This window comes from Syntrophobacter fumaroxidans MPOB (genome assembly GCF_000014965.1).
In the GTDB taxonomy this organism is placed as follows: domain Bacteria; phylum Desulfobacterota; class Syntrophobacteria; order Syntrophobacterales; family Syntrophobacteraceae; genus Syntrophobacter; species Syntrophobacter fumaroxidans.
Genome location: NC_008554.1, coordinates 3,333,126 through 3,356,897, shown reverse-complemented (window position 1 = coordinate 3,356,897; position 23,772 = coordinate 3,333,126). Strand labels below are relative to the sequence as shown.

Sequence of the window (23,772 nt, the reverse complement as noted above, 5' to 3'; positions counted from 1 at the left end):
ACGAACGATAAACGATTCGTCCCTTGGCCCTGTCCGACGGAGTTATCCGAAGCTTCTCATCTCCTCAGGCAACAATACCGGTTCCCCTTTGAGCAGAGCGACGATGGCGGCCCAAATCCTCTCTGGATCGGGGGGACATCCGGGCAGGAAAATGTCAACGGGAATGACCTGGTGCAAAGGCAGCACTTTGGGGATGAGGGTCGGCAGGAAGTGACCCAGCACGGATGTTGGAGGCGGCTTGCCGGGGCCCTCGAAATAGACCGAGTTGATCATCTGATCCCGGTCCAGGCGGTTGCGCATGCTGGGCACGTTCCCGGTCACGGCGCAGTCGCCGAAGGCGATCACGATCTTGCTTCTTTCCCGGACTTCATGGGCCAGATGTACGTTCTCGTCATTGCAGCAGGCCCCTTCCACAAGGGTCACGTCAACCCCCTCCGGGAACACCTTGATGTCAGCAACCGGGCTGTAGACGATGTCCACCAGCCCAACCACGTCGATCAGGCGCTCGTCCAGGTCCAACAGACTCATATGGCAGCCGGCGCACCCGCCGAACCAGGCGGTGGCCAACCGTACTTTGTTGCTCGCTGTGGTGGTCATGCTGTGGCTCTCCTTCTAATCAGGACCATCGCCAGATTTTCTTCTCTCGTCCGTCCAGAATCCAGATCAGGAAATCGTGTTGTTTTTCCATCTCGGCCGCCGTGGCTCCCTTCTTGAAGAGAGCGCCGGTGGGACAAACCTGGACGCACTTGCCGCACTTGGTGCAGCTTCTGCTCGTTCCCCATGCCTGGTTCAGACCGGCGATGACCCTCTGTTGAATGCCGCGTCCCATGACATCCAGGGTGTGCGCCCCTTCCACCTGGTCGCACACGCGCACGCACCGGGTGCAGAGGATGCAGCGATTCGGATCCATCACGTTGCGTTCGTGACTGGCATCCATGGGCAGGTCCGGACAGAGGTAGTCGTAGCGCACGTGATCCACCCCGAGCTTTGCCGCCACGCTCTGGAGCTCGCAGCCGCCGTTCATGACGCACGAGGCGCAGATATGGTTTCGCTCCGAAAGGAGCAGTTCCACGATCATCTTTCGATAGGCGGTCAGGCGCTGGCTCTCCGTCTGGATGACCATGCCCTCCGCAACGGGAGTGACGCACGAAGCCACCAGTCTCGGGCTTCCGACCACCTCCACCATGCACAGGCGACAGCCGCCCCAGTCGGTCAAGCCCTCCAAGCAGCAAAGGGTGGGAATATCTATTCCCTGATCCTTGATCGCACTGAGCAGACTCTGGCCGGCCTGAGCGCTGACGAGTTTGTCGTTGATGGTAAGGGTGACAACCGACATTATGGCACCTCCGTTGGAGATTTTAGCGGTATGGTTGGGTCGGTGCAGTGACCGGCGGGCCCTATACGGCCTTCGCCCCGAACTGACAGACCCCGGCTGGACAGTGATGGTCCTTGATATGGGCCTCGTATTCATCCCGGAAATAACGCAAAGTGCTGTAGATCGGGTTCGGCGCGGTCTGACCGAGACCGCACAGGCTGCTTTCCTTCACCATCAGGCAGAGCTCCTCCAGTCGCTTCAGATCGTCCATGGTGGCAGTGCCGTTGGTGATCTTGTCCAGCATCCGATGCATCTGCACCGTACCCACCCTGCAGGGCGTGCACTTTCCACAGCTCTCGTCCATGCAAAATTCCATGAAGAACTTGGCCACGTCAGGCATGCAGGACTGGTCGTCCATGACGATGAGCCCGCCGGAACCCATGATCGAGCCGAGTTTTTGCAGGGTCTCGTAATCGATGGGAGTGTCCAGGTATTCAGCCGGGATACAGCCTCCGCTCGGCCCTCCCGTCTGGGCCGCCTTGAACGCGCGCCCTCCGGGGATGCCGCCGCCTATGTCGTAAACGATTTCCCTCAGGGTTATGCCGATGGGCACTTCAATCAGGCCGGTATTGTTGACTTTCCCGGCCAGCGCGAAAATCTTGGCCCCCTTGCTCTTCTCGGTACCGAAGCTTGCATACCATTCGGCCCCGTTGCCGATGATGGCGGCAATATTGCCGAAGGTTTCCACGTTGTTGATCAGGGTCGGCCCGCCCCACAGACCCTTGTTGGCGGGATACGGGGGACGGGGCACGGGCTGCCCGCGCCGGCCCATGATCGAAGCCATCAGGGCTGTTTCTTCACCGCAGACGAAGGCTCCCGCGCCCATCCGGATGTCGATGCGGAAACTGAAATTACTGTCCAGCACACGGCTGCCGAGCAGACCTCGACGCTCCGCCGCCCGGATGGCCTTCTCCAAACGCTTGGCGGCAAGCGGATACTCGCCGCGCACATAGATGTAACCCTGGTCGGCGCCGACGGCGTAGCCGGCGATGGCCATGCCCTCGAGCACCCGGTGCGGGTCCGATTCCATGAGCGTGCGGTCCATGTAGGCTCCCGGGTCACCTTCATCACCGTTGGCGACCACGTATTTCTTCTCGCCGGGGGCCTTGCGGACCATGTGCCACTTGAGCCCGCTGGGATACCCCGCACCCCCGCGGCCGCGAATGCCGCTGCGCGCGATTTCCTCGCACACCTCCTCCGGAGTCATCTCGCGCAGGGCGTGGCCCAGGGCGGTGTAACCACCGCGCGCCACGTAGCTTTCCAGTTTTTCCGGATCAACCGTGCCGCTGTCCGCAAGGACGATCTTTTTCTGCTTGACGAAGAACGGCCAGTCGGCGGGCAACATTTTGTCGTCAAGAGCCACCGGCTTGCTGCGCAGGTGCTTGTCCAGGATCCGGGCGGCCATTTCCGGCGTGACCTGCTCGTAGACCACATCCTCACGGCCTTCCATCTTCACCGTGATCAACGGACCCCGGCTGCAAGGTCCCACGCATCCCGTAGCCACCGCCTCGACTTCAGCCTGCAATCCCTCGGCCTCGATGGCTTGCTTCACCGCCTCGTACACAGCGGTACCACCGGAAGATATGCATGGAGTGCTGGCACAGCACAGCAGCCGGCAGCGGAATTTTTGTTGTCGGTCCAGTTCGGCCTGGGCCATGGCGTAGAGTTCCGTTCGGTTCATAACGCTGTATTCTCCTTAGAGTTTGAACGTTTCATGGCGCTGATTTTCCCTCAGGTTCGACTTTACTCCAGGAGTTGGCCTCGTCAGGCCGACGCCGTCTCCTCCTCGGTTTGGGGTTTCGCCGCGGAAGGCGCCGCCGGAGCACCGGCAAGCACGGCCTTCACTTTGGCAATCGTCGTTTCGGGAAGTTCCTTGCCCAGCACCTGATTGTCCAGAACGGCCACGGGCGCCAAGCCGCAGCATCCGAGGCAGCGCGTGGTGGTCACGGTGAGCTTGCCGTCCTCGGTGGTCTGCCCGGCCTTCACATTGAATTCCTTTTCCAGGGCTTCGACGATCTCGTTGGATTTCCCGACGTAGCATGCGGTTCCCAGGCACACGATGCAGGAGTGCTCCCCCTGCGGCTTCAGCGAAAAGAAGTGGTAGAACGTGGCCACTCCATAGACCCAGCTGAAGGGCAGCTTCAACTGCCGTGCCGTGTAAATGAGAACATCCTCGGTGAGATACCCGAAAGCTTCCTGGGCGCTGGTCAAAACCTCGATCAGCGCATCCTGCTGGTACTGTTGGCGTTTGAGAACACGATCGATTCCCTTGTAGCGGGGGTCCCCGCTTGGATGCCCACCGGGAGCATCCGCTTTCTTTGGACTGGTCGCAGGCATAGTGTCATTCCTCCGTATTACCAGCGCTAGCAAGTTGAAATGGATTGTGTGAAATGCCCAACACCACGGTCTTCCCCCGTGCCGGGTTGTCCGCCGGGGACGGCACGAGTTCGACCCATCCGACTAACCAACTAAAAATACTGGCATTTTTCAGCAAAATGCCAGTAGAGAATCCACTTGCATGCCATGTTGTCAAATTAACTAATAATCCATTTCACAATTTTGAAACGCTTGAATACCGCCGCTCTGCCTTGCTCTGTGATGAGGCCATCCCCGGACTTGGAAGGAGCCTCTTTGTGCATCATATAATTATCGGAATTAGCCCAAATTTCCCGCTTGCTTGTACCCTATAGTAATTTGAATAGGCTGTCAAGAGATTTTTTTAACAAGAGCGAATCTCCAATCCTTTCGCCATATTCCCAAGTAGTTACACTCGATTCGCATCAACCCCCTCACCATCCCCTCCACTCGCTCCATTTTGCTCCGATAACGAGTTTCCACTGCAATATCCAATAGATCGAACCGCTCTCCAAGAATCCGCAGTTCTTGCGCCACGCCTCGAACGCCCCCTGATGCCGTTGTGCATCTTGAAGCCCTTTTGCCGCCGACACGATGCCCACCGGGACATGGACCGCCGGTCCAGCCCGCCCCGGCAACAGGCCACCCGCGATCTGCGGCCAGAATCCCGACTCAGGGCTCCGCCTGTTCCCGTGCGTGGAGACCCGGATTTCATGAAAGGCCGGAAGGTTCTCTTGACTTCTTTTCGGAGGTTGCATAACCTGTCTGTCTACGGACCAAACCATGAGGTCGATTGCCTTCGCTTCAGAGTTTTTGGGGTAACGGCAGCTTGCGCCTCAATCTTCAACCCCGGCCGGCGAAGGCAAAGGAGTCCATGATGCAGGTGGTCAAAAAGGGCGACTACGTAAAAGTCCACTATACGGGCAAATTCGACAATGGAGCCGTATTCGAATCGAGCACGGGATGCGCGCCGCTGCAGGTCCATGTCGGCGCGCGGGAGCTGTTGCAGGGATTTGAAGATGCACTGCTGGGAATGACCCTCAACGAAACGAAGACGTTTACCCTGGCTTCCTCGGAAGCCTATGGCGAACGTGACGAGCAACTCGAACAGACCTTTGCCCTGTCCGATTTCCCGGAGGGCTTTCTGCCCCAGGTGGGCGAGATGATCCTGGTCACCAACCAGGAACAGGACGAGTTTCCCGCCCTGATCAGGGGCGTTGAGGATGAAATGGTGCGTCTCGATTTCAACCACCCGCTCGCCGGCAAGACCCTGACGTTTGAGGTGGAAGTGATGGAGATTTCAGATCGGCCCGAAGCCGACCGTTGCGGCGCAGGGTGTTCCTGCTCGGATCGGTGAGCTTCGCCGCATCGCGGGAAGCCGAGGTCGACGGCCGCCCGCCCGCCGGCAGCGGCGCCACGCCGGCCGGTGCATCGGTTCGTTCGAATCGATTCCGTGCGGCGTGGAGGCGCAATGGACTCACACGGTGAACTGTGTTTGCTCTTTCATCGGCAGGGTGAAATAGATGAGATTCCCGTAACGTTGCGGTTCGCAGCCCACATCGCCGCCGTGTATCTCCACCACGTTTTTGACGAAGTGAAGCCCGTGCCCGCTTCCTTTTTCCGTTCGTGAGCCCGATGCCCGAAACCCCTCTCTGAACAGCTTCCGGGCTTCCTTCTCGGACAAAGGTTCCCCCGTGGTGAAGAAGTTGAACCTCACCCCGTGCATCCCTTCCCCGAAGCAGTCCCTGAGGATTTGGCGGTTGTAGGAAACCAGCTTGATCTTGTTCCCCAGCTGGTCCTCCACTTCCCGGGTATACTTGAGGGCATTGGAGAAGAAGTTGTCGAAAACCTGGGAAATGAGCCCCTTGTCCACAAACAGCGTGACATGTTCGTCGGGTACGTTCTCCAGCCGGTTGTCCACCGTGATTCCTTTCTTCTCGAACAGCGGCAGGTATCGTTCGAGCAAGGGCTGGATGATTTCCGTCCGGAAGTTGCACGATTGCCTTCTGAGAACGTAGGTTCCCTTCTCGAAGTGGTCCCGGCGCAAGAGCGTTTCAAGAAACAGGCTGGTGTGCTCGTAGTGCTTGCCGAGGCCTCTGGCGGCCTCATCGAGCCGTTGATTGCTCTCGTCCAGAGCGTGGTGGATTTCACACAGCTCCCGGGAGAGCGCCTCGTCCCCGTCCCGCAGGAAGAGGATCAGGTCCCGCAGCCTGGCCTGGAGTTGGCCGTAAGCGGCGATGTGCTTTTTGAGCCGGATCAGGAAAAGCCTGTAATAGAGGTTGGGTGAAATGACGTTGTGTTCGATGTCCGCCACCAGCTGGTTGATGAACTTGATATGATCGATGTTCTGCTGGATGAGCATCTTCTGGTGCAGATTGTATCCGATCCGGTTCGTAAACTTTTCCAGGAAGAAATGTTTCCTGGCATCCAGCAGGTCCTTTGGAAAAATTTCGAACAGGCCGAGCACTTCACTTTGATTCAGGAACGGATACTGTTTCGTGAGTGTTTCATTGCCGTGAATCGGAAAGACCCAGGTGTCCTCGGTTTCATAGGGGCGTGATTTGAGACTCAACCCCGCCGTCTCCCGCAGCTCCACGGGCACCAGCCCATCGAGGCTGGAACACACCTTTTCAAGGCGGCACCTCTTCGGATTGAATACGTAAAGGCTGCTCTCCAGTCCGAAGAACTCCTTGGGCACGGCGACACACACCTGGTAGAGATTGTCGATGCTGGTATATTCCTGGGCGAGGTCGAAAAACGTGGCGAACGCTTCCTCCTGGGAGCGCTCGAGGTTATACCGGCCGTAGTCGTTCTTCTTTGCCCTGACCCGGTCCCGGATGTTCAGCAGCGATTCCTGCTGCGCGGACTCGGCGTGATTCTCCCCGACGGGGCCGGTACTGTTCCCTTCACGCTTTCCCATAAGGCACTCCAGATAAGCCGGATGTGTCCCGGGCAGAGGATGCGGGTTGAAGATCGAGTGTGAAACGGGCCGGGTCGGACACTCATTTACCGTTTAATTCTATCAATGTTGCCCCATGGGCACAAGCTCTAACCGCCGGTTGCGACGACCCGGGTGAGCCTCTTTTCTTCATTCCGGAGGTACCGTCGTGTGCCGCGGGACTCACAAGGCTCCATAAAAGCGATCGACCTCCATCCCGTGCGGGCGGCACTCCAAGGTTGATTCCCCGACCGTCATGCCGTTCCGAGGCCGCCGGCCCCTCCCGAGTTCCACGGATTCGACGCATTTCGTCCGGTCACAAGCTTCGGAACTTCGCCGCGTCCTCATCGAGGAAGCCCATTTTCTTTATTCTTTTATGTGATTGCCTTATCGTGGCGATACAATAATAGGCAATCGAATCGCGCGGAAAGGATCGGTTCGTCCTTCAGCGGCATGTTTTCCCCGGCACGACGGCTCGAACGGCTGCAGGCGACTATCCTTGACATATGGGAATGAAACGATGGTTTGATGCCGTTCAGGCGGCTCTGCGAAATTTCGCCCGGTGCTCGGCGCATACCGGCTTCCGGCGTTTCTCGGAGCACCTTGAGTGGCTTTTCGGGCGGCGGCAGCGTCACCGCGACACGAAGAGCGAATCGGCGCCGGCTCATTGCCCGGCGCTCGTGCGCCTGCCGGAGTAGGCTCGATGAAGCACGCTTCGGCTTGCGTTCGCAGTTCTGTGGGTGGCTCCCCCTGAGACGCATCCCTTGAAGCGGACCCTATCCTGCCGGCGCCGGTTTCCCAACCCGGGTTTGCCTTCCGGATCGGCTGTGCCGCTCATGTGGATCGATCCGTTGCGACACCGGGTCATCCGACTTGAAAAGGGGGCCCGCACCGGAGCCCAACGCCGAAGCGAGGTCGCATTGTTATAACGGCTCATGGCCTTCTCCCACGCACTCGGGCACCACTATTTTGCCTGGCACCGAACATGAGGATTTCGCCCATGGACGACAGAGAAAAAAGGACAAGATACCAACTGACGCGCACACTCGGTGACTTGGCGGAGTCTATCATCAGGCGGGTGCCGCCATTTGACCGGGTGGAGTTCCAGCCGGAGGTCCTATCCAATTTACACGGCAAGTATATCGAGTATTCAGATGAAATTGAAAGCTCAATGAAGCAAAGAATTTTGTTGATGCTGATCGACTCCGCCAGATGGGAAATCAAGAACACCATCATTGGAGGATCAAAATCGTTTGAATCCATCTATTCTGAACACCTGGAAACTGAAAAGGTATTTAAAGAATGGATAATTCAGAAGGAGTGCAAACGACTCAATTCCACAGACATACCGGAATATGCAACTGCAAAAGGCATCAAAATCAATCGAATTATCAGAAAAGTAGTAAAGGAAAGATTTCCGGATTTCAAATATGGGAAAATAAAAAATATGCCTGAAATTATGCCGTTTGCGATGAATATTTTTGACGGCAACAGAATATATCTGGTTGTGGACAAAGATATCAGGCGAAAATGCCTGGAATTCATGATAGGAATAGACTATCCAAGATTTTACTTTAACCCTTCCATTTTGTTCTCGAATACCCAATCAGCATACAAGTACAACACGGAAGAAGAAGCAAACGACGCAGTGAACAAGGCGCTGGACGTGATCGACGTCATTCTTCCTCACCTTCTGACCAGGCTGAGAGAGGCCCTTGAAAAGTTCGGGAACGCCTCGCAACAACAGGCTCACGGCGAGTGACATCGAGCTTGCGAGCAAGACGGAGACTGTGTGCGAGGTCATGGCTCCTTGCACGCAGCTTCCGGCAACGGTCTCCATATCCGGACGCGTGCAACGAGGTCGGACTTTACATATGCTTTCAGGAGGCCGGGGTCGCACTGACGAAGAACGGGCGGGCAGGTCTTCGGACTTCGGCACGAACGCGCCGCGGGCGGATCAACCCCTGGCGTGGGGACCCCTCCGACGCCAGGGGTGCAGAGGTGAGCACCTTCGGCACGAAAGCCGGGTAATCTCACCGGAGTGACTGAGGTTTGGGTGTTGTTGCGGGGGAGAAGCGGCCTTTGGGGACCGCCCCTTCCCCCGTTGGTCAGTTACTTCTTCTGCTGGCTCGTCAAAGGCACGCCGCCCGTGGAACCGCTCCAGGTCGGCCGCAGGTAGATGAACCAGTACATGCCGCCCACCATGAGCGCACCGCCGATGATGTTTCCGATGGTCGCGGGCAGCAGGTTGTTGGCCAGGAACGTTCCCCAGGTGAGCGCCGCTCCGCCGTCTTTCAACCCCGCGGACACCGAGGCGAAATACGTCGGATCGAGCGTCTTGATGAAGATGGCCGACGGAATGAAGTACATGTTGGCCACGCAGTGCTCGAAGCCGCACGCAACGAAGGCCGAAATCGGAGGAATGATCGACAAGATCTTGTCCGTGGTGCTCCGTGCGCTAAAGCACAGCCACACGGCCATACACACCAACGCGTTACAGAAGATGGCCAGCGTGACGCACTGGATGAACCCCAGGCTGTTCTTGGCGATCCCGATGTTCAGTGCGGCCACTCCCACAGCACCGCCGCCGAAGGTGTGCTGCTTCCCGAGAAACACCAGGTATGCCGTCAGCACGGAACCGACGAAATTGCCGATGTAGACGATGACCCAGTTCCTCAACATGGCGCTGGTGGTGACTTTCTTATCGGCCCAGGCCATGGGGATCAGGCAGTTGCCGGTGAAAAGTTCCGACCCACCGACGACGACCATGATCAGACCCGTGGAGAACACGATGCCCCCCAGGAGACGCTGCAAGCCGTAGGGAAATCCCGTGGTGAAGGCCACATCCTTTCCCGCGTTGACCACGATCTTGCCCAGGCCGGCCCAGACCGTGGTGGCGTAGTTGGCGCCCATGGCGATGAAGGCCCCGGCGAGGATGGCCAGGGCGAACATCCGGTAAGCCCCCAGGCCCGCCTTGGCGATCCCTATGTTCTCGGCCTTGATGGCCATATCCTTGGGCATAAGAGCATCAAACGACGGTGGGCTGGTACTCATGGAAATTCCTCCTTACGAAAATGAGTTGGAAAGTAATGCCACTACGTCACTGAGAAACACAAAACCCGACGACTCTCAACCGGCCGCCTTCTCCACCCTTACCGCGCAGACCTTGTACTCCGGGATCTTGGCCAGCGGATCGAGCGCTGCAATCGTCAGGTTGTTTGCCGCCGCTTCGGCAAAATGGAACGGAACGAATACCATTCCCTTTTCGACAACGTCGGCGATTTTTGCCTTGGCCGTTATGGAACCACGGCGGGTTACCAACCGGATATCGTCCATGTCCTGGATGCCCATGTTCGCGGCGTCCCGTGAGTTGATCTCGATAAGACATTCGGGATAACGCTCGTTCAACCCGATCGACTTCCTGGTCATGGTCCCGGTGTGATACTGGTAGAGCACCCTGCCGGTGATCAGCATGAAGGGATACTCCGCATCCGGGGATTCGGCGGGAGGAATCCATTCAATGGCGCTGAACAGTCCTTTCCCCCTGACAAACTTGTCTTTGTGCAGGACCTTCGTTCCCGGATGCTCCTTGGTGGGACAGGGCCATTGCAGCCCGCCGTTGGCCAGCCGATGATAATCCATTCCGGCATAGGACGGCGTGACCTTGGTGATCTCGTCGAACACGGCCTCCGCATCGGGATAATCCATCGGATAACCCATTCGCTTTGAAATACCGCAAATGATTTGCCAGTCGGGAAGCGCATCTCCAGGCGGATCGACCGCCTTGCGCACCAGTTGCACCCGGCGTTCGGTATTGGAAAACGTGCCTTCCTTTTCGGCAAAGCATGCTGCGGGCAGCACGACATCGGCCAACGCCGCCGTTTCGGTGAGGAAAATGTCCTGCACCACCAGAAAATCCAGCTTCGTCAGGCCGTCTTTCACATGGTGAAGATCCGGATCACTCACCATGGGATTCTCGCCCATCACGAAAAGTGCCTTGAGCTTTCCTTCCGAGGCCGCATTCACTGCCTCCACGATCGTCAGCCCGGCCTTGGCGGGGAGGTCTTTCACACCCCAGGCCTTGGCGAACTTCTCGCGAATTTCGGGCGACGTGACTGTCTGGTACGCCGGGAACACATTGGGCAGCGCTCCCATGTCGCAGGCGCCCTGCACGTTGTTCTGCCCACGCAAGGGGTTCACTCCCCCGCCCTCGATCCCGATGTTGCCGCAGAGCATCGCCAGGTTGGCGACACTCTTGACCGCCTCGGTGCCGTTGATGTGCTGGGTGATCCCCATGGCGTAGGCGATCGAGGCCGCCGGAGCTTTCGCATAGAGACGCGCGGCCGCGATAAGATCGTCTTTGGGAATGCCGGAAATCTCCTCGACCCGTTCCGGGGTATAGGCGGCTACCGCTTTCTTGAGCTCCTCGAAACCCTCGGTGCGATTCGCCACGTATTCCTTGTCGTAGAGACCCTCGGCGATGATGACGTTCATCATTCCGTTCAGCCAGGCCACGTCGGTCCCCGGTTTCTGGCGCAGCCACACTTCGGCGAATTCCGCCAGTTCCGTCTTTCTCGGGTCCACGACGATGAGCTTGGTCTTTCCTTTCTTGACTCCACGTTTCATGTACGACGAAATCACCGGGTGCATTTCCTTGGTGTTGGACCCGGTGACAAGGATGAGGTCCGTATTCTCGAACTCCTCAATGGAATTGGTCATTGCACCACTTCCGAATGCGGCGGCCAGACCGACCACCGTCGAGGAGTGTCAGAGTCTTGCGCAGTGATCGATGTTGTTGGTCCCGATCACCGCGCGCGCAAACTTGTTCAAGAGGTAATTTTCTTCATTGGTGCACCGGGCGGAAGAGAAGAACGCCACCGCATCCGGCCCGGATTTCGCCTTGATTTCGCCTAGCCGCTTGGCCACCAGGCCCAGCGCCTCATCCCAGGAAGCCTCGCGGAACCCGCCGTTTTCCTTGATGAGCGGGGTCTTGAGCCGGTCCGGGGAATCGATGAAATCATTCCCGAACCGACCCTTGACACACAGGCTGCCGCGGTTCGGTCCGGGAATGTCGAAGCTCGACGTCGTCTTGACGACCTTGTTGTCTTTCACGTTCAGCTCGACCTGACACCCGACTCCGCAGTAGGTGCAGGTGGTGACCACCTTCTTCAGATCCCAGGGGCGGCCCTTGAACCTGGCCTGCTTGTAAGTCAGCGCCCCCGTGGGACACGAAGCCACGCATTCTCCGCAGAACACGCAATTGGACTCTTTGAGCTCCGTGTTGTCGAACGTGGTGATGAACGAGTCGGAACCGCGCATGGCGATGTCGATCACCCCGTTCACCTGGACTTCGAGGCACCCCCGAACGCAACGCCCGCACAGGACGCACTTGTTCTGGTCCCTGATGATCATGGCGTTGGCGTCGTCGAGGGGCTGCGGCACGAAATCCGATTTGAACCGCACATGGTCGATCCCGTGCTCGTACACCAGGTCCTGCAGCTCACAGTTGCCCGTCTGTTCGCAGAGCAGGCAATTGTGATTTCCGTAGGCCAGGAGCAGTTCGAGCACGGTTTTGCGCACGCCCATCACCTTGTCCGTGTGCGTATGCACCGACATCCCGTCCACCGCGGGGGTGGTACAGGAAGGCGGCAGGCCGCGCATGTTCTCGATTTCCACGATACAGAGCCGGCATCCGCCGTACGGGGGCATCTTGGGGTGGTAGCACAGCGTGGGGATGTGTATACCATTCTCCCTGCAGATCTCCAGCACCGTCTGCCCCTTCTTCCCCCGAACGCTCTGTCCGTTCACCTTCAGGGTAATGATGTTGTTGTCCATTGTTCCTCTCTCTGTGTTTTAAGGAATCAGCTTTACGACTGAATGCTCTTTCTTCTCAGCTTTATGAACCCGTTCCCAACGACTTTTCGTCCGCTCTGAAGACGATCAGTCGATTGCATTGAAACGACAGGCCAGGATGCAGGAGCGGCACTTGATGCACTTGGACACATCGATCTTGGCCGTCTGCTTCTTCTCCCACGAGACTGCTCCCGCCGGGCAGGCCTTGAAGCACAGTCCGCATTTCTGGCAATTCTCCTCGTTGACCTCGAACTTGATCAGGTCCACGCAAACACGCGCCGGGCACTCCTTGCGCAGAATGTGGGCTTCGTATTCATCCCGGAAGTACCGGACCGTGGAGAGCACCGGGTTGGGCGCCGTCTGGCCCAGGCCGCACAGCGACCCGCCCTTGACGTCCTGAGCCAGCTCCAGGAGCTGTTCCAGGTCTTCCATGGTGGCCTTGCCCTTCGAAATGTCGCCCAGCACTTCCAGCATCTTCTTCGTCCCGAGCCGGCAGGGTACGCACTTGCCGCAGGATTCCTTCTGGGTGAACCCCAGGAAGAACTTCGCCATGTCCACCATGCAGGTCGTCTCATCGGTCACGATCAAGCCGCCCGAACCCATGATCGACCCCACCTGGGTCAGGTTTTCGTAGTCCATCGGGATGTCGAAATGCTCCGAAGGAATACATCCTCCCGAAGGACCGCCCGTCTGCGCCGCCTTGAACTTGCGCTTGTTGGGAATGCCGCCGCCGATTTCATCGATGATCTCCCGAAGCGGCGTGCCCATCGGGATTTCCACCAGACCGCTGTACGAGATCTTCCCCGCCAGGGCGAACACCTTCGTGCCCTTGCTCTTTTCCGTGCCGACGCTGGCGAACCAGTCGCCGCCCTTGGTCATGATCGTCGCGATGTTGCCGAACGTCTCCACGTTGTTGATGTTGGTCGGCTTGCCGAAGAGCCCCTTCACGGCGGGAAAAGGCGGGCGGGGCATGGGCATGCCGCGCTTGCCCTCGATGGAGGCCATCAGGGCCGTCTCCTCGCCGCATACGAACGCACCCGCGCCGAGCTTGAGCTTGATCTCGAAATCCATGTCCGAACCGAAAATCTTCTTGCCCAGAAAACCCCGCTTGGTCGCCTGATCGATGGCGATCATCGAACGCTCGTAGGCCATCGGGTATTCCGCCCGGCAGTATATGTAGGCCTTGCTCGCGCCGATGGCGTACGCCGCGATCATCATTCCCTCGAGCACCGCGTGCGGATCGCCCTCGAGCACCGCGCGGTCCATGAAGGCGCCCGGATCCCCCTCGTCGGCGTTGCAGATCAGATACTTCTGGTCGCCCGGAGAATTGTGGCAGAACTCCCACTTCATCCCCGTGGGAAAACCTCCGCCCCCGCGGCCCCTCAGCCCGGATTTCTTGATCTCGTTGATCACGTCCATCCGGGAGCCGCCCAGCGCCTTTTGGATGCCCTGGTAGCCGCCCACCGCAATGTAGTCGTCGATGTCCTCCGGGTTGATGAACCCGCAGTTCTTGAGCACGATGCGCCGCTGCGGGCTGAAAAACTTCATGTCCTTGTAGCTGAGCACCCGCTCCTTGGTCTTCGGGTCGATGAACAGAAGCCGCTCGACTTTGCCGCCGTCCTTGATGTCGATCTTGACGATCTCATCGGCGTCTTCGGGTTGAACGTTGCAGTAGAAGGTTCCCGCGGGCATGACAATGACCGTCGGCCCCTGCTGGCAGAATCCATGGCATCCCGTGAACTTCACCTCGATGTCGTCGTCGAGCCCGAGCATCTTCAGCTCGTGTTCCAGGTTGTCGAATAGGATTTTCGCCTTCTGGGATTCGCATCCGGTCCCGCGGCAGACGAGAACCTGACGTTCCTTTGCCGGCTTTTTTTTCTTACTTGCTTGTGGCTGCATTCAAGATCTCCGTGATTCGTTCGGGTTTCATTCTGCCGTAGGTATCCTTGTCGACCACCACCGCCGGCGACAGAGCACACGCACCAATGCAGGCCACCGTCTCCAGCGTGAACATCCCGTCGGGAGTCGTTTGCCCGGGCTGCACTCCGAGTTGAGACTTGCACTCCTCGAGGATCCGGTGCCCTCCCATGACGTGGCACGCGGTTCCCTGGCAAACCGTCACCGTATGCCTGCCGACCGGACTGAACTTGAACTGGGCGTAAAAGGTGGACACGCCATAGACTTCCACGGCGGAGGTGCGGCAGTGCCTGGCGGCCGCCTGCATCGCATGCGGCGGCAAGTAGCCGAATTCTCCCTGGATGTCCTGCAGGACCGGGATCAGCGCGTCACGCTTCCGGTCGTGGCGCGTAAAGATCCGTTGCAGCTTGTCTTTCATTCCCACTTCCTCCTTTCTTTAGTGAATCAATTCACAAAAACCACTGACGCCATTCTTTTTTCAGGTCGCTGCCGAAGCATAAGGTTTCTTTGGGCACCCCCCAAACGGGAGCTTCGGCTTTCTCATCGGGCGACCGGAAACAGCAGACACCGCAGGCGTTGGTCGACCTCGCCGCTACGGTGCGTTCGATTCTCCGGAGTCACCCGGACCCGGGTTGTGCAAGGAAGGATTATCCGTACGCTGAAGGTTTCAAATGGATGGCAACTATGTGAAAATTTACACGACACGAGAAACACCCGCATCGTGCACGATTCTGAAGAGGTTGGCTCTTCATCGCGATTCCGCCCGTGGATGAGGATGAGCGATTTAACTTCAGCTAACAAACAGCATGGAAAAGTCATATGCAGCCTATGTCAACATCATCATTTATGTCAAGAGAAAATTGGAACGAAGTAGGTTCCCGATGATGCAAAATGCGCAAAACATCCAATAAAAGCAAACTATTGTCGAATCAAAGGGGCAAACGCCCCTTCCTTCACAAGTTCGCCCGCAAGACAATGGCGCCCGAATGCAGGCGAACTCCTCTCGGGCCGGGCTCCTTCATGAATGGAAACCGGTTCCCTCGAGGGCGACTTCTCGATGAAATCCGACTTGCGGCAGTGACCGGAGCAAACCGTGTGCGGATGCAGGTTCGGAGCGTTCCGGGCGAACGGAGCGCATCGGCGCAGGGATGCGAACTTCGGCGGATTCGAAAGACGCGTGGTCTCAACGAACATTGAACGTGAAAGATAATACAACATTACGTCCATTCCCTCAAGTGGGGTTTTTCACGCTCAAGACCCGCTTGACCTGGAGTCCCGGGGCGCGCGTTCCTTGCCGCGAAGGGCGAAAAGCCCGGCCGTTGGAGACCGATCTGCACACGTGAATCCAAGCTGAGCCAAGAAGGCCGGCGCAGACCCGAAAGGGGGGCTGGCCGGCCTTTCGGGTTTCCGGATTCGGTTCCCCGCCCGCGGGTCCGCCGAAAGCTCCGCGGCACCCGTTTTCGCGCGATGAAAAGCCTCGCCCCCGGATCGCCGCGGTGCTTTCGGTACCGGCGATTGTTCGAAGCGCCGCACAATAACCCCATTTGTTTTCATTGGCAATAATCCTTGACAACATGCACACAGACCGATAGCATGCATAGACATTCTCAATGTAAAAATTGTACATCGGTTGTCGGGAAGGGGGGTGATCGAACAAGAGCGCACATGCTTTTGGATTGACACGCATGTGAGAACGGAGCCGGAAGGTCTCCAGGCAATTCACCACGCAGCGAAGTTGTGCACGGAGTCTCCGCCGGGTGTCCGGCCGGTTTGTGGTGCAACATGCCGCAGAATTCGGTTATGCCGTTCCCGTTGCGATCGTGTCGCTTGATGCGTCACGGAAATTGAGACGGTTTTCGGTTTTCCGGATGGTCCTCGCCCGGCATCGCGTCGTGGGCGCATGCCGTTCGTTGCCATTGCGTTCAAGAATTTGTCCCCCCCCAGCCATTGTCCATTCCATCGTCCACAGGCCGGCGACCTCCTGTGGCTTTGCCGTTTTCAAAGGATCGGCGATACAACTGCAACCTGGGGGCTGACATGAGCAAATCGTCTCCGACTTTCTCCAAAGGGGGCATACACCCCCGCGAATCAAAGGAACTCACCGAGCATCTGCCCATAGAAGCGATGCCGCCCCCCGAAGAAGTGGATATTCTCCTTCTTCAACACTTCGGTTCTCCCTGCAGGGTTCTTGTCGACAAAAAAGCAACGGTGATCGAAGGCGAGACGATCGGAGTCGTCGACGCCGGGCTTGGCGCGAGTGTGCATTCAAGCGTCAGCGGCACAGTAAAGAGCATCGGCGCTTCACCCCACCCGGTCAGAGTGGAGGCGCCGAGCGTGACCATCCGCAGGGACCCGCAAGCGGAGCCGAAAGTCTTCACGCCTTCCGAGTGGGAGCACTTTTCGCCCGAGGAACTTCTTGAAAAAATAAGAAATGCGGGGTTGGTCGGCCTCGGCGGGGCCGGATTCCCCACGCATCTCAAGCTCTCGCCCCCGCCCGGGACCCGGCTGGACAAGCTGATCCTAAACGCGGCCGAGTGCGAGCCGTACCTCAACTGCGACAACCGCACCATGATCGAATTCCCTCATGAAATACTGACTGGCGCTCGGATCATTCTCCGGATACTGGGAATCAAAGAGTGTCACATCGGGATTGAGAACAACAAGCAGGAAGCCATCTGGGTTCTGAGCAGGGCAGCGGCCGAAAGCACGGCCCCGGACTGCAAGATCAGCGTCAATCCCCTCATGGTGAAATATCCCCAGGGGTCCGAGAAGCAGCTCATCCAGACGATCACCGGCAGGCGGGTCCCTTATCCCGGGCTGCCGTTCGACGTCGGGGTGATGGTCATCAACGTCGGCACGGCCAAGACCATCCATGACGCGGTGGTTTTGGAAAAACCCCTCTACGAGAGGGTCGTGACGATTTCAGGGCGAGCCATCGCCAGGCCCGCCAACCTCATGGTCCGGATCGGCACCAGGCTCAGCGACATCGTGACCTTCCTCGGGGGCACCATGGACAATCTGGCCAGGATCGTCGTGGGCGGGCCGATGATGGGCTTTTCCATCCCCACCACCGACCTGCCCGTCATGAAGACCACGTCCGGGGTGCTTTTCCTTTCCGATGACGAGATCGACTCCAGACCGCACGGACCGTGCATCAGGTGCGGGAAATGCGTCGAAGTCTGTTCCATGGGGCTGTCCCCCAACGAGGTGGGAATATACGTGGAGGCGGGGCGGGCCCGGGACACCGCCCAGTTCGGGGTTTTCGAGTGTTTTGAATGCGGGGCCTGCGCCTTCGTCTGCCCGGCGAAACGGCCTCTGGTCCAGTTCACGCGTCTTGCCAAGGCGAAAGCCAGAAAGTGACGTCGCTCTCATTTTCCAAGACAGATAAAGGAGTCCGGTCATCGAAACTCAAGCCGAACAAAAACTCGATGTGAAAATGATCCCGCCGGCCTGGTCGGTTTCGATCTCTCCGCATCTCAAGAGCACCGAATCCGTCGAGAAAATCATGTGGACGGTGGTAGCTTGTCTCATTCCTTCGCTCATCCTTTCCGTGTTCGTTTTCGGCCTTCGAGCCCTCATCATAGCGGCGATCAGCACGGCAAGCTGTGTCGCCGTTGAAGCCGCCACTCAGAAGCTGCTCAAGCGCCCCGTCACCGTGAGGGACGGCAGCGCGGTGATCACGGGGCTTTTGCTGGCTTTTTGCATTCCTCCCGGAGTCCCGCTCTGGATGCCCATTCCGGGAGCGATCATGGCGATTTATGTGGCCAAACACCTTCTCGGGGGCATCGGGTTCAACATCTTCAACCCCGCCCTCATCGGCCGCGCATTCCTCGTCGCCACATTCCCGGTGGCCATGACCTCGGCCTGGCTGGCCCCGATTCACGATGCGGCCGTATTCGGGTCTCTTGGAGGGATCGACGCCGTATCCACCGCCACGCCGCTCTACGTGCTCAAGCACTACGGCATGAATGCGGTCATCGAGCGGTTTGGAGCGCCTTCCACCCTGTACTGGGATTTCTTTGTGGGCTGGAGGCCCGGATGCATCGGGGAGACTTCCGCGCTGCTCCTCACTCTCGGGGGGCTCTATCTCATGCTCAGACGATACATCTCCTGGCATATTCCCGTGGCGACGGTGCTGTCCGTCGGATTCTTCTCGTGGGTTTTCGGCGGGGAGAAGCTCTTCACGGGCGATCCCGTCCTCGCCGTACTATCGGGTGGCGTGATCCTGGGCGCATTTTTCATGGCCACCGACTACGTCACTTCTCCGAACGGGAATGCCGCAAAGCTCGTCTTCGGGGCGGGCGTCGGCGCTCTGACGGTTCTCATCCGCCTGAAGGGCGGATATCCGGAAGGAGTCTGCTACGCCATCCTGTTGATGAACCCTCTGAGCCCCGCACTCGAAGGATGGTTCAAGCCAAAGCGGTTCGCTCCTCCGAAAGGTGCAACGACATGAAAGAAATCCTGAGAATCACCATCAAGCTGACGATCACCTGTTTGGTGGCCGCGTTCGTCATGGGCTCGGTGTTCGCGTTCACCTACAACGCCAAGAAACACAACGAACATCTCAACGAACGGCAGACCATGCTCGGACTCATCGGTTACGGCAGGCACAACGATGCACCCTCCGATCTCAAACTGCACACGATCTACCGTTACATCATCGAAGACCGGGGCCGGCTTTTTCTGGGATACCTGGTTCCGGTTCGCAAGGAACGGGAAGAATCCCACGAGTTGCTGCTCGTCACCGTCGAGGGCGAGTTCGTCAAACGATTGGAGGCTCCCCTCGACCCGGAATCCGCGATCGAGGCGGCGGCCAGGGATAAAGTACTGAAGCGTCTGTTGGAGGCGCCGAAGACATTCTCCTACTCGGATTCCACCATCATCGCAACGGTCGGATCCGGCAGGTCGGCGTATCTTTTGCCCGGTAGATTCCCCGGGTTCAAGACTTTCATCAAGGTGATGCTCGCTCTCGATCCGGCTTTCAACATAGTGGGGCTCGAAATCATGGAACACGAGGAAGACCCGGGGCTCGGAGCGGAAATTACGAAGGAGTACTTCAAGAACCAGTTCGTCGGCAAGCCCTTTGAGAGGCTGAAGACACTCGGGGTCGTCAAGGAGCCTTTGCCCGATGAATTCAGAAAGGCTCTCGAAAGGGAGAAATGGACCGGCGCTTCCATCTCCCCGGAAGACGTCGACCGGATCAATAAGAAATACCGCGATCACGATATCTACGCGCTCACGGGCGCGACGATTTCGAGCAAATCGGTGACCACCGGGGTCGGGAACATGGTGAAGAAGTTCTCCTACCGCGTGCAGGCCCTGGACCGGGTCATCACGGCTCAGAAGGTTCCCGTGACGTTCTGAGCCGCCAGGGTGTCAATCGGCTTGTTCGCTTGTTTTGGCGATCCATCAGCTCAGGAGTGAAACCGTGCCCGCCACAACCAAGACCAGCTCTCAATTGGTGCTCGACGGCATCTTGAACGAGAACCCCATCTTCCGCCTTGCGCTTTCCATGTGCCCTGCGGTCGGAATCAGCACAACCATAATGAACGGGCTGCTGCTGGGGGTTGCGGTCCTTTTCGTCCAGGTGTTTTCGAGCTGCACCATCGCGGCCGTCAAGAATTTCATCCACCCCAGGATCCGCATCCCCACCTACACGCTCACCATCGCCACCTGGGTGACGGTGATCGACCTGGTGCTCGCGGCCTATGTGCCGGGGGCATACAAGCAGATGGGCATCTTCGTCAAGCTCATCGTCGCTTTCGCCATAATCACCATGCGGCTCGAGACATTCGCCTGCAGGAACGCCGTAAGCCCGTCCTTCTGGGACGCGCTGGGCATGGGGCTGGGCTTCATGTTCGGCATGGTGAGCATAGGGTTCGTCCGCGAGCTCCTCGGCCAGGGCACCCTCCTGGGGTTCGACGTCCTCGGCTTCCAGCCCCTTCTGTTCTTTGCGCTGCCCGCCGCCGGCTTCTTCTGCGTGGGGATCATGATGGCCATCTTCAACTACGTTGAGCTCGTCTACAATCGAAGGAAGGCGAAAAACCGATGATCACGCCGAAACGCTCTCTTTTCTTTCCGGGCATTGCCGCGGCCCTGCTGGGACTGATCCTGTTGTGCGGCTGCGAGACGGAGCATTCGTTCATCAAGAAGACGGCTTTCAAGGGAGCCCGGGAGATCGTCGTCTCGTTTGCCGGCCCCGTCGAGGAGGGATGGGCCTCGACTGCGGCAAACTTCAGAATCTATGAAAAGACCGATCCGGATATTCCGCTCAAGATCGTCCGCACCGGTCTCTCCGCCGACCGGACAACGCTCACGCTCGTCTTCGATGAGGATTTGAACCAGAAACAGCCGCACGTCCTGGCCGTCACCGGAATCCGATCCGAGGGGAAACCCGTGGGGGACGCCCTGGTGAGCGTCAAGAAGCTCTACGCGGGCTATGTCTTTTCAATCCTGATCGGTGCCATGATCATCAACAACTTCGTATTCACCAAGTATCTCGGCCTGTGCGTTTTTTTCGGCACATCCAAGCGCAAATCCACCGCCGTCGGCATGGGAGTGACTTTCACCATCGTGATGGTGGTGAGCGCCATGATGTCGTGGGCGCTCTACCAGTTCATCCTGAAGCCGTTCAGCCTCAATTTTCTGCAAATCGTGGTGTTCATCGGCATGGTGTCCCTGTCCGTCCAGGCGGTGGACACCATTCTGAGAAAGGTGAACCCGGCTCTTTTCAAGGCATTCGGAGTGTACCTCGTGCTGGTGATCGCCAACTGCGTGATCATCGCGGTGCCGCTCCTTCTTGCGGACAACGAATACAACGCGCTCGAGAGCCTCGCACTGGCCATCGGAGCGGGGGTCGGGTTCTTCATCGCCCTGTTCCTGATGTCGTCGGTAAGGGAGAGGCTGGAGCTGGCGGATGTGCCGCCCACGTTCCGGGGGTTGCCCATCGCGTTCGTGCTCGGAGGGCTTTTTGCCCTGGCCTTCATGGGCTTTTCGGGCATGTCGATTTTCTGAACACATAAGGAGCGCATATGGACCCCGCCTTGATCAAACTGGCCCTCGGCGGCCTTGCCCTGCTCGGATGCATCGGCCTGTTCTTCGGAATCGGGCTTGCTCTTGCGGCCCACAAGTTTGCGGTTGAAGCCAATCCCAAGGTGGAGGAAGTTCTCGAGGTTCTCGCCGGCGCACAGTGCGGGGGTTGCGGCTACGCCGGCTGCGAGGGTTACGCGGAAGCCGTGGTGAACGATCCGGACGTTCCACCGAATCTCTGCTTTCCGGGCAAGGCCGCGGTGGCGGAAGCGGTGGCGGAGATGACGGGCAAAAAGCTCGGATCCGTGGAAAACATGGTGGCCTTCCTGCGGTGCGCAAGGGTCGAAGGAAAGGTATCCGAGAAGTACCGCTACATCGGTCACGGCTCCTGTTCGGGCGCCAACCTCGCCTTCGGCGGCCCTCAGAGCTGTTTGTTCGCCTGCATCGGGCTCGGGGAATGCGCGAAAAACTGCCCGTTCAGCGCCATCGCGATGGTGGGCGGGCTGCCGCGTATCGACACCGGGCTGTGCGTCGGCTGCGGGGTCTGCGTCAAGATCTGTCCCAAGAGCAGCCTGGAATTGATCCCCGCAAAGGCCAGGGTCGTCGTGCACTGCAGCACGCGGGGTTCCGGCAAGATGGTAAAGGAAGTGTGCGACGCGGGATGCATTTCCTGCAGAATGTGCATCAAGGCCTGCCCGGCGGGGGCAATCGCCGTGGACAACGATGTGTTGGTCATCGACCACGGCAAATGCGCCGGGTACGGCCCGGGATGCGGCGAAGTGTGCGCTGAAAAATGCCCCAGGAAGATTCTGCGCCGCTACGCATCGTCATCGGCAACGGAGAGCCTTGTCAAGGCCGCGGGTTAAGCCCCCCGGGGGCCGGCATCTCATCGGCTCCTGGAGCGGGTTATTTTGTTGGCTCCATCATATTCCGAATTCCATAACTTCCAGTGGAGGCGTCAAATGCAGGCGGAAGATCGTTTCCCTTTCAAACAACGGTTCTTGAACAGGCGCTCATTTCTGAAGATGTCCGGTCTGCTCGGCCTCGGAGTCGCCTCGGCCGCCATCATATCCCCCTGGGCCGAAACCGTCCGGTTCAACGGCAAGATGCACAAGGTTTCCAGGACAAGGCTCGGGATCGGGACTTTTGTCTCGATGACCTTGATCCACGAATCGAAGGATCGGGCCGAGGAAGCCATCGCGGCCGCAAACCGGGAAATCGACCGGCTGGTCGCCCTGATGAACCGGTTCGACCCCGCCACCCCGCTGGCCGGGCTGAACCGGGAGGGGTTTCTCAAAGACGCGCCCGAAGAGCTGATCGAGGTGGTCCAAAGCGCTCTTCATTATCACGCGCTCTGCAACGGCTGTTTCGACTGCACGGTCGCACCCGTGATCGATCTATTCCAAAAGAAGATGGGAGGGGAGAATCCCGTCTTCCCCGAAGAGAGTGAGATACGGGCTCTGCTGACGCTCGTGGGTTCCGACAAGATCGACTTGAAAGGCCGCTCGATCTCTTTCCGCGAGAGTGGAATGGCCGTCACGCTGGATGGAATCGCCAAAGGCTATATCGTGGACAAAGCCGCTGAAGCGATTGAGCGGCACGGGATTTCCAACTTTCTCATCAATGCCGGCGGCGAAATCAGAACCCGGGGGGAAGCCGGCAGGAAGCCGTGGACCGTCGCGGTGCAAGACCCGGGAAAGAGAAGTCAGTACCCCCAGGTCATCAAGGTGCGGGATGCAACGATTGCCACTTCGGGCAATTACGAGGTCTTTTTCGACCGGGAAAAGATGTTCCATCACATCGTCGACCCCAAAAACGGGCATTCACCGGCCTTTGCGACGAGCGTATCCGTCATGGCCAGGACCACCATGGAATCCGACGCTCTGGCAACGGCGGTTTTCGTGATGCCCCCCGCCGACGGCGTCGGTCTCGTCAATAGCCTTCCCTGGTGCGAATCCCTCGTGATCTCAAACAACGGTTCCATGCTCAAATCGAGGGGTTGGCCCGGGACGGCGGCCTGACCCGGATGCAGGGATATGGGAAATGCATGCCGGTTGAGCGGTGATCCGGTATGCGTCCTTTTCGAAGGCAGCCTGCCGAGAAGCTGAAGCCTCGCCGCCCGGGCGTCGGGATGTCTTGGGCCTCGAGCGGGCGGCAGCCGTACGAGAACGGTTGCGGCGGGGATCCGATCTCGGCCTTCGTTGCGTGCGGCTTCGAGCACTGCGTGGCCAACATGTACTTCATTCCGTAGGCCATCTTCATCAAGACGCTCGATCCGGCGTATTTCTCCTCGGTGTCCGCGGGG

General features: G+C 58.6%; 18 protein-coding genes. 9 read left to right on the top strand and 9 right to left on the bottom strand.

Annotated features, from left to right (window positions below):
• Positions 1–42: 42 nt before the first annotated feature.
• The 4 genes from SFUM_RS14070 to hoxE form a co-directional block, all read right to left on the bottom strand.
• The gene (locus tag SFUM_RS14070; RefSeq protein ID WP_011699560.1) at positions 43–597 is read right to left on the bottom strand and encodes an NADH-quinone oxidoreductase subunit B family protein; all 555 of its coding nucleotides are present in this window, start codon (positions 595–597) and stop codon (positions 43–45) included.
• Between the two features lie 19 nt (positions 598–616).
• On the bottom strand, positions 617–1,336 hold the full coding sequence (gene hoxU, locus SFUM_RS14065; protein WP_011699559.1) for a bidirectional hydrogenase complex protein HoxU: 720 nt from the start codon (positions 1,334–1,336) through the stop codon (positions 617–619).
• A gap of 61 nt (positions 1,337–1,397) precedes the next feature.
• Positions 1,398–3,056 carry a NuoF family protein gene (locus tag SFUM_RS14060; RefSeq protein WP_011699558.1) on the bottom strand — a complete coding sequence of 553 codons (1,659 nt, stop codon included), beginning with the start codon at positions 3,054–3,056 and terminating at the stop codon, positions 1,398–1,400.
• Positions 3,057–3,139: 83 nt separating this feature from the next.
• Positions 3,140–3,712 carry a bidirectional hydrogenase complex protein HoxE gene (gene hoxE / locus SFUM_RS14055; RefSeq protein WP_011699557.1) on the bottom strand — a complete coding sequence of 191 codons (573 nt, stop codon included), beginning with the start codon at positions 3,710–3,712 and terminating at the stop codon, positions 3,140–3,142.
• Between the two features lie 892 nt (positions 3,713–4,604).
• Here hoxE and SFUM_RS14045 point away from each other — a divergent pair.
• The gene (locus SFUM_RS14045; protein WP_083764071.1) at positions 4,605–5,087 is read left to right on the top strand and encodes an FKBP-type peptidyl-prolyl cis-trans isomerase; all 483 of its coding nucleotides are present in this window, start codon (positions 4,605–4,607) and stop codon (positions 5,085–5,087) included.
• A gap of 120 nt (positions 5,088–5,207) precedes the next feature.
• On the opposite strand, the gene SFUM_RS14040 is transcribed toward SFUM_RS14045, so the two are convergent.
• On the bottom strand, positions 5,208–6,650 hold the full coding sequence (locus tag SFUM_RS14040) for a sensor histidine kinase (RefSeq protein WP_011699554.1): 1,443 nt from the start codon (positions 6,648–6,650) through the stop codon (positions 5,208–5,210).
• A gap of 1,018 nt (positions 6,651–7,668) precedes the next feature.
• Here SFUM_RS14040 and SFUM_RS14030 point away from each other — a divergent pair.
• Positions 7,669–8,430 carry a hypothetical protein gene (locus SFUM_RS14030; protein WP_011699553.1) on the top strand — a complete coding sequence of 254 codons (762 nt, stop codon included), beginning with the start codon at positions 7,669–7,671 and terminating at the stop codon, positions 8,428–8,430.
• A 350-nt stretch (positions 8,431–8,780) separates the two neighbouring features.
• On the opposite strand, the gene SFUM_RS14025 is transcribed toward SFUM_RS14030, so the two are convergent.
• The 4 genes from SFUM_RS14025 to nuoE form a co-directional block, all read right to left on the bottom strand.
• Positions 8,781–9,722: a formate/nitrite transporter family protein gene (locus SFUM_RS14025; RefSeq protein ID WP_011699552.1), complete on the bottom strand. Its 942-nt coding sequence runs from the start codon at positions 9,720–9,722 to the stop codon at positions 8,781–8,783.
• Positions 9,723–9,797: 75 nt separating this feature from the next.
• Entirely contained in the window at positions 9,798–12,503 is a 2,706-nt protein-coding gene (fdhF, locus tag SFUM_RS22590; protein ID WP_083764070.1) for a formate dehydrogenase subunit alpha, read from the bottom strand.
• A 105-nt stretch (positions 12,504–12,608) separates the two neighbouring features.
• Positions 12,609–14,420, bottom strand: coding sequence for an NADH-quinone oxidoreductase subunit NuoF (gene nuoF, locus SFUM_RS14010; protein ID WP_011699549.1), 1,812 nt, complete (start codon positions 14,418–14,420; stop codon positions 12,609–12,611).
• The gene (gene nuoE, locus SFUM_RS14005) at positions 14,401–14,856 is read right to left on the bottom strand and encodes an NADH-quinone oxidoreductase subunit NuoE (RefSeq protein ID WP_011699548.1); all 456 of its coding nucleotides are present in this window, start codon (positions 14,854–14,856) and stop codon (positions 14,401–14,403) included. The genes nuoF and nuoE overlap by 20 nt, the downstream gene beginning before the upstream one ends.
• 1,619 nt (positions 14,857–16,475) lie before the next feature.
• Between nuoE and rsxC the strand changes: the two genes are divergently transcribed.
• From rsxC to SFUM_RS13960, 7 genes are all read left to right on the top strand, one after another.
• Positions 16,476–17,798: an electron transport complex subunit RsxC gene (gene rsxC / locus SFUM_RS13990; protein WP_011699544.1), complete on the top strand. Its 1,323-nt coding sequence runs from the start codon at positions 16,476–16,478 to the stop codon at positions 17,796–17,798.
• Between the two features lie 76 nt (positions 17,799–17,874).
• The gene (locus SFUM_RS13985; protein ID WP_011699543.1) at positions 17,875–18,891 is read left to right on the top strand and encodes an RnfABCDGE type electron transport complex subunit D; all 1,017 of its coding nucleotides are present in this window, start codon (positions 17,875–17,877) and stop codon (positions 18,889–18,891) included.
• A complete protein-coding gene (locus SFUM_RS13980; RefSeq protein ID WP_011699542.1) occupies positions 18,888–19,802 on the top strand; it encodes an FMN-binding protein in 915 nt (304 codons plus the stop codon). The genes SFUM_RS13985 and SFUM_RS13980 overlap by 4 nt, the downstream gene beginning before the upstream one ends.
• Positions 19,803–19,866: 64 nt before the next feature.
• Positions 19,867–20,490 (top strand): electron transport complex subunit RsxE, encoded by a 624-nt coding sequence (rsxE, locus tag SFUM_RS13975; protein WP_011699541.1) that lies wholly within the window; start codon positions 19,867–19,869, stop codon positions 20,488–20,490.
• Complete coding sequence (locus SFUM_RS21895; protein WP_011699540.1) at positions 20,487–21,452, top strand: electron transport complex protein RnfA; 966 nt, start codon at positions 20,487–20,489, stop codon at positions 21,450–21,452. Before rsxE ends, SFUM_RS21895 begins: the two co-directional genes overlap by 4 nt.
• Positions 21,453–21,469: 17 nt before the next feature.
• The gene (rnfB, locus tag SFUM_RS13965; RefSeq protein ID WP_011699539.1) at positions 21,470–22,333 is read left to right on the top strand and encodes an RnfABCDGE type electron transport complex subunit B; all 864 of its coding nucleotides are present in this window, start codon (positions 21,470–21,472) and stop codon (positions 22,331–22,333) included.
• Between the two features lie 96 nt (positions 22,334–22,429).
• The gene (locus SFUM_RS13960) at positions 22,430–23,488 is read left to right on the top strand and encodes an FAD:protein FMN transferase (protein ID WP_011699538.1); all 1,059 of its coding nucleotides are present in this window, start codon (positions 22,430–22,432) and stop codon (positions 23,486–23,488) included.
• The last annotated feature ends 284 nt before the right edge of the window (positions 23,489–23,772 follow it).

Bases quoted from the DNA above. Each gene is read 5' to 3' on its own strand.
- SFUM_RS21895 (WP_011699540.1), top strand. From the start codon at position 20,487: ATGATCACGCCGAAACGCTCTCTTTTCTTTCCGGGCATTGCCGCGGCC.
- SFUM_RS14060 (WP_011699558.1), bottom strand. From the start codon at position 3,056: ATGAACCGAACGGAACTCTACGCCATGGCCCAGGCCGAACTGGACCGA.
- nuoF (WP_011699549.1), bottom strand. From the start codon at position 14,420: ATGCAGCCACAAGCAAGTAAGAAAAAAAAGCCGGCAAAGGAACGTCAG.
- SFUM_RS13980 (WP_011699542.1), top strand. From the start codon at position 18,888: ATGAAAGAAATCCTGAGAATCACCATCAAGCTGACGATCACCTGTTTG.
- nuoE (WP_011699548.1), bottom strand. From the start codon at position 14,856: ATGAAAGACAAGCTGCAACGGATCTTTACGCGCCACGACCGGAAGCGT.
- SFUM_RS14045 (WP_083764071.1), top strand. From the start codon at position 4,605: ATGATGCAGGTGGTCAAAAAGGGCGACTACGTAAAAGTCCACTATACG.
- hoxU (WP_011699559.1), bottom strand. From the start codon at position 1,336: ATGTCGGTTGTCACCCTTACCATCAACGACAAACTCGTCAGCGCTCAG.
- SFUM_RS14070 (WP_011699560.1), bottom strand. From the start codon at position 597: ATGACCACCACAGCGAGCAACAAAGTACGGTTGGCCACCGCCTGGTTC.
- SFUM_RS13985 (WP_011699543.1), top strand. From the start codon at position 17,875: ATGATCCCGCCGGCCTGGTCGGTTTCGATCTCTCCGCATCTCAAGAGC.
- hoxE (WP_011699557.1), bottom strand. From the start codon at position 3,712: ATGCCTGCGACCAGTCCAAAGAAAGCGGATGCTCCCGGTGGGCATCCA.
- SFUM_RS13960 (WP_011699538.1), top strand. From the start codon at position 22,430: ATGCAGGCGGAAGATCGTTTCCCTTTCAAACAACGGTTCTTGAACAGG.
- SFUM_RS14025 (WP_011699552.1), bottom strand. From the start codon at position 9,722: ATGAGTACCAGCCCACCGTCGTTTGATGCTCTTATGCCCAAGGATATG.
- SFUM_RS14030 (WP_011699553.1), top strand. From the start codon at position 7,669: ATGGACGACAGAGAAAAAAGGACAAGATACCAACTGACGCGCACACTC.
- SFUM_RS14040 (WP_011699554.1), bottom strand. From the start codon at position 6,650: ATGGGAAAGCGTGAAGGGAACAGTACCGGCCCCGTCGGGGAGAATCAC.
- rsxC (WP_011699544.1), top strand. From the start codon at position 16,476: ATGAGCAAATCGTCTCCGACTTTCTCCAAAGGGGGCATACACCCCCGC.
- rnfB (WP_011699539.1), top strand. From the start codon at position 21,470: ATGGACCCCGCCTTGATCAAACTGGCCCTCGGCGGCCTTGCCCTGCTC.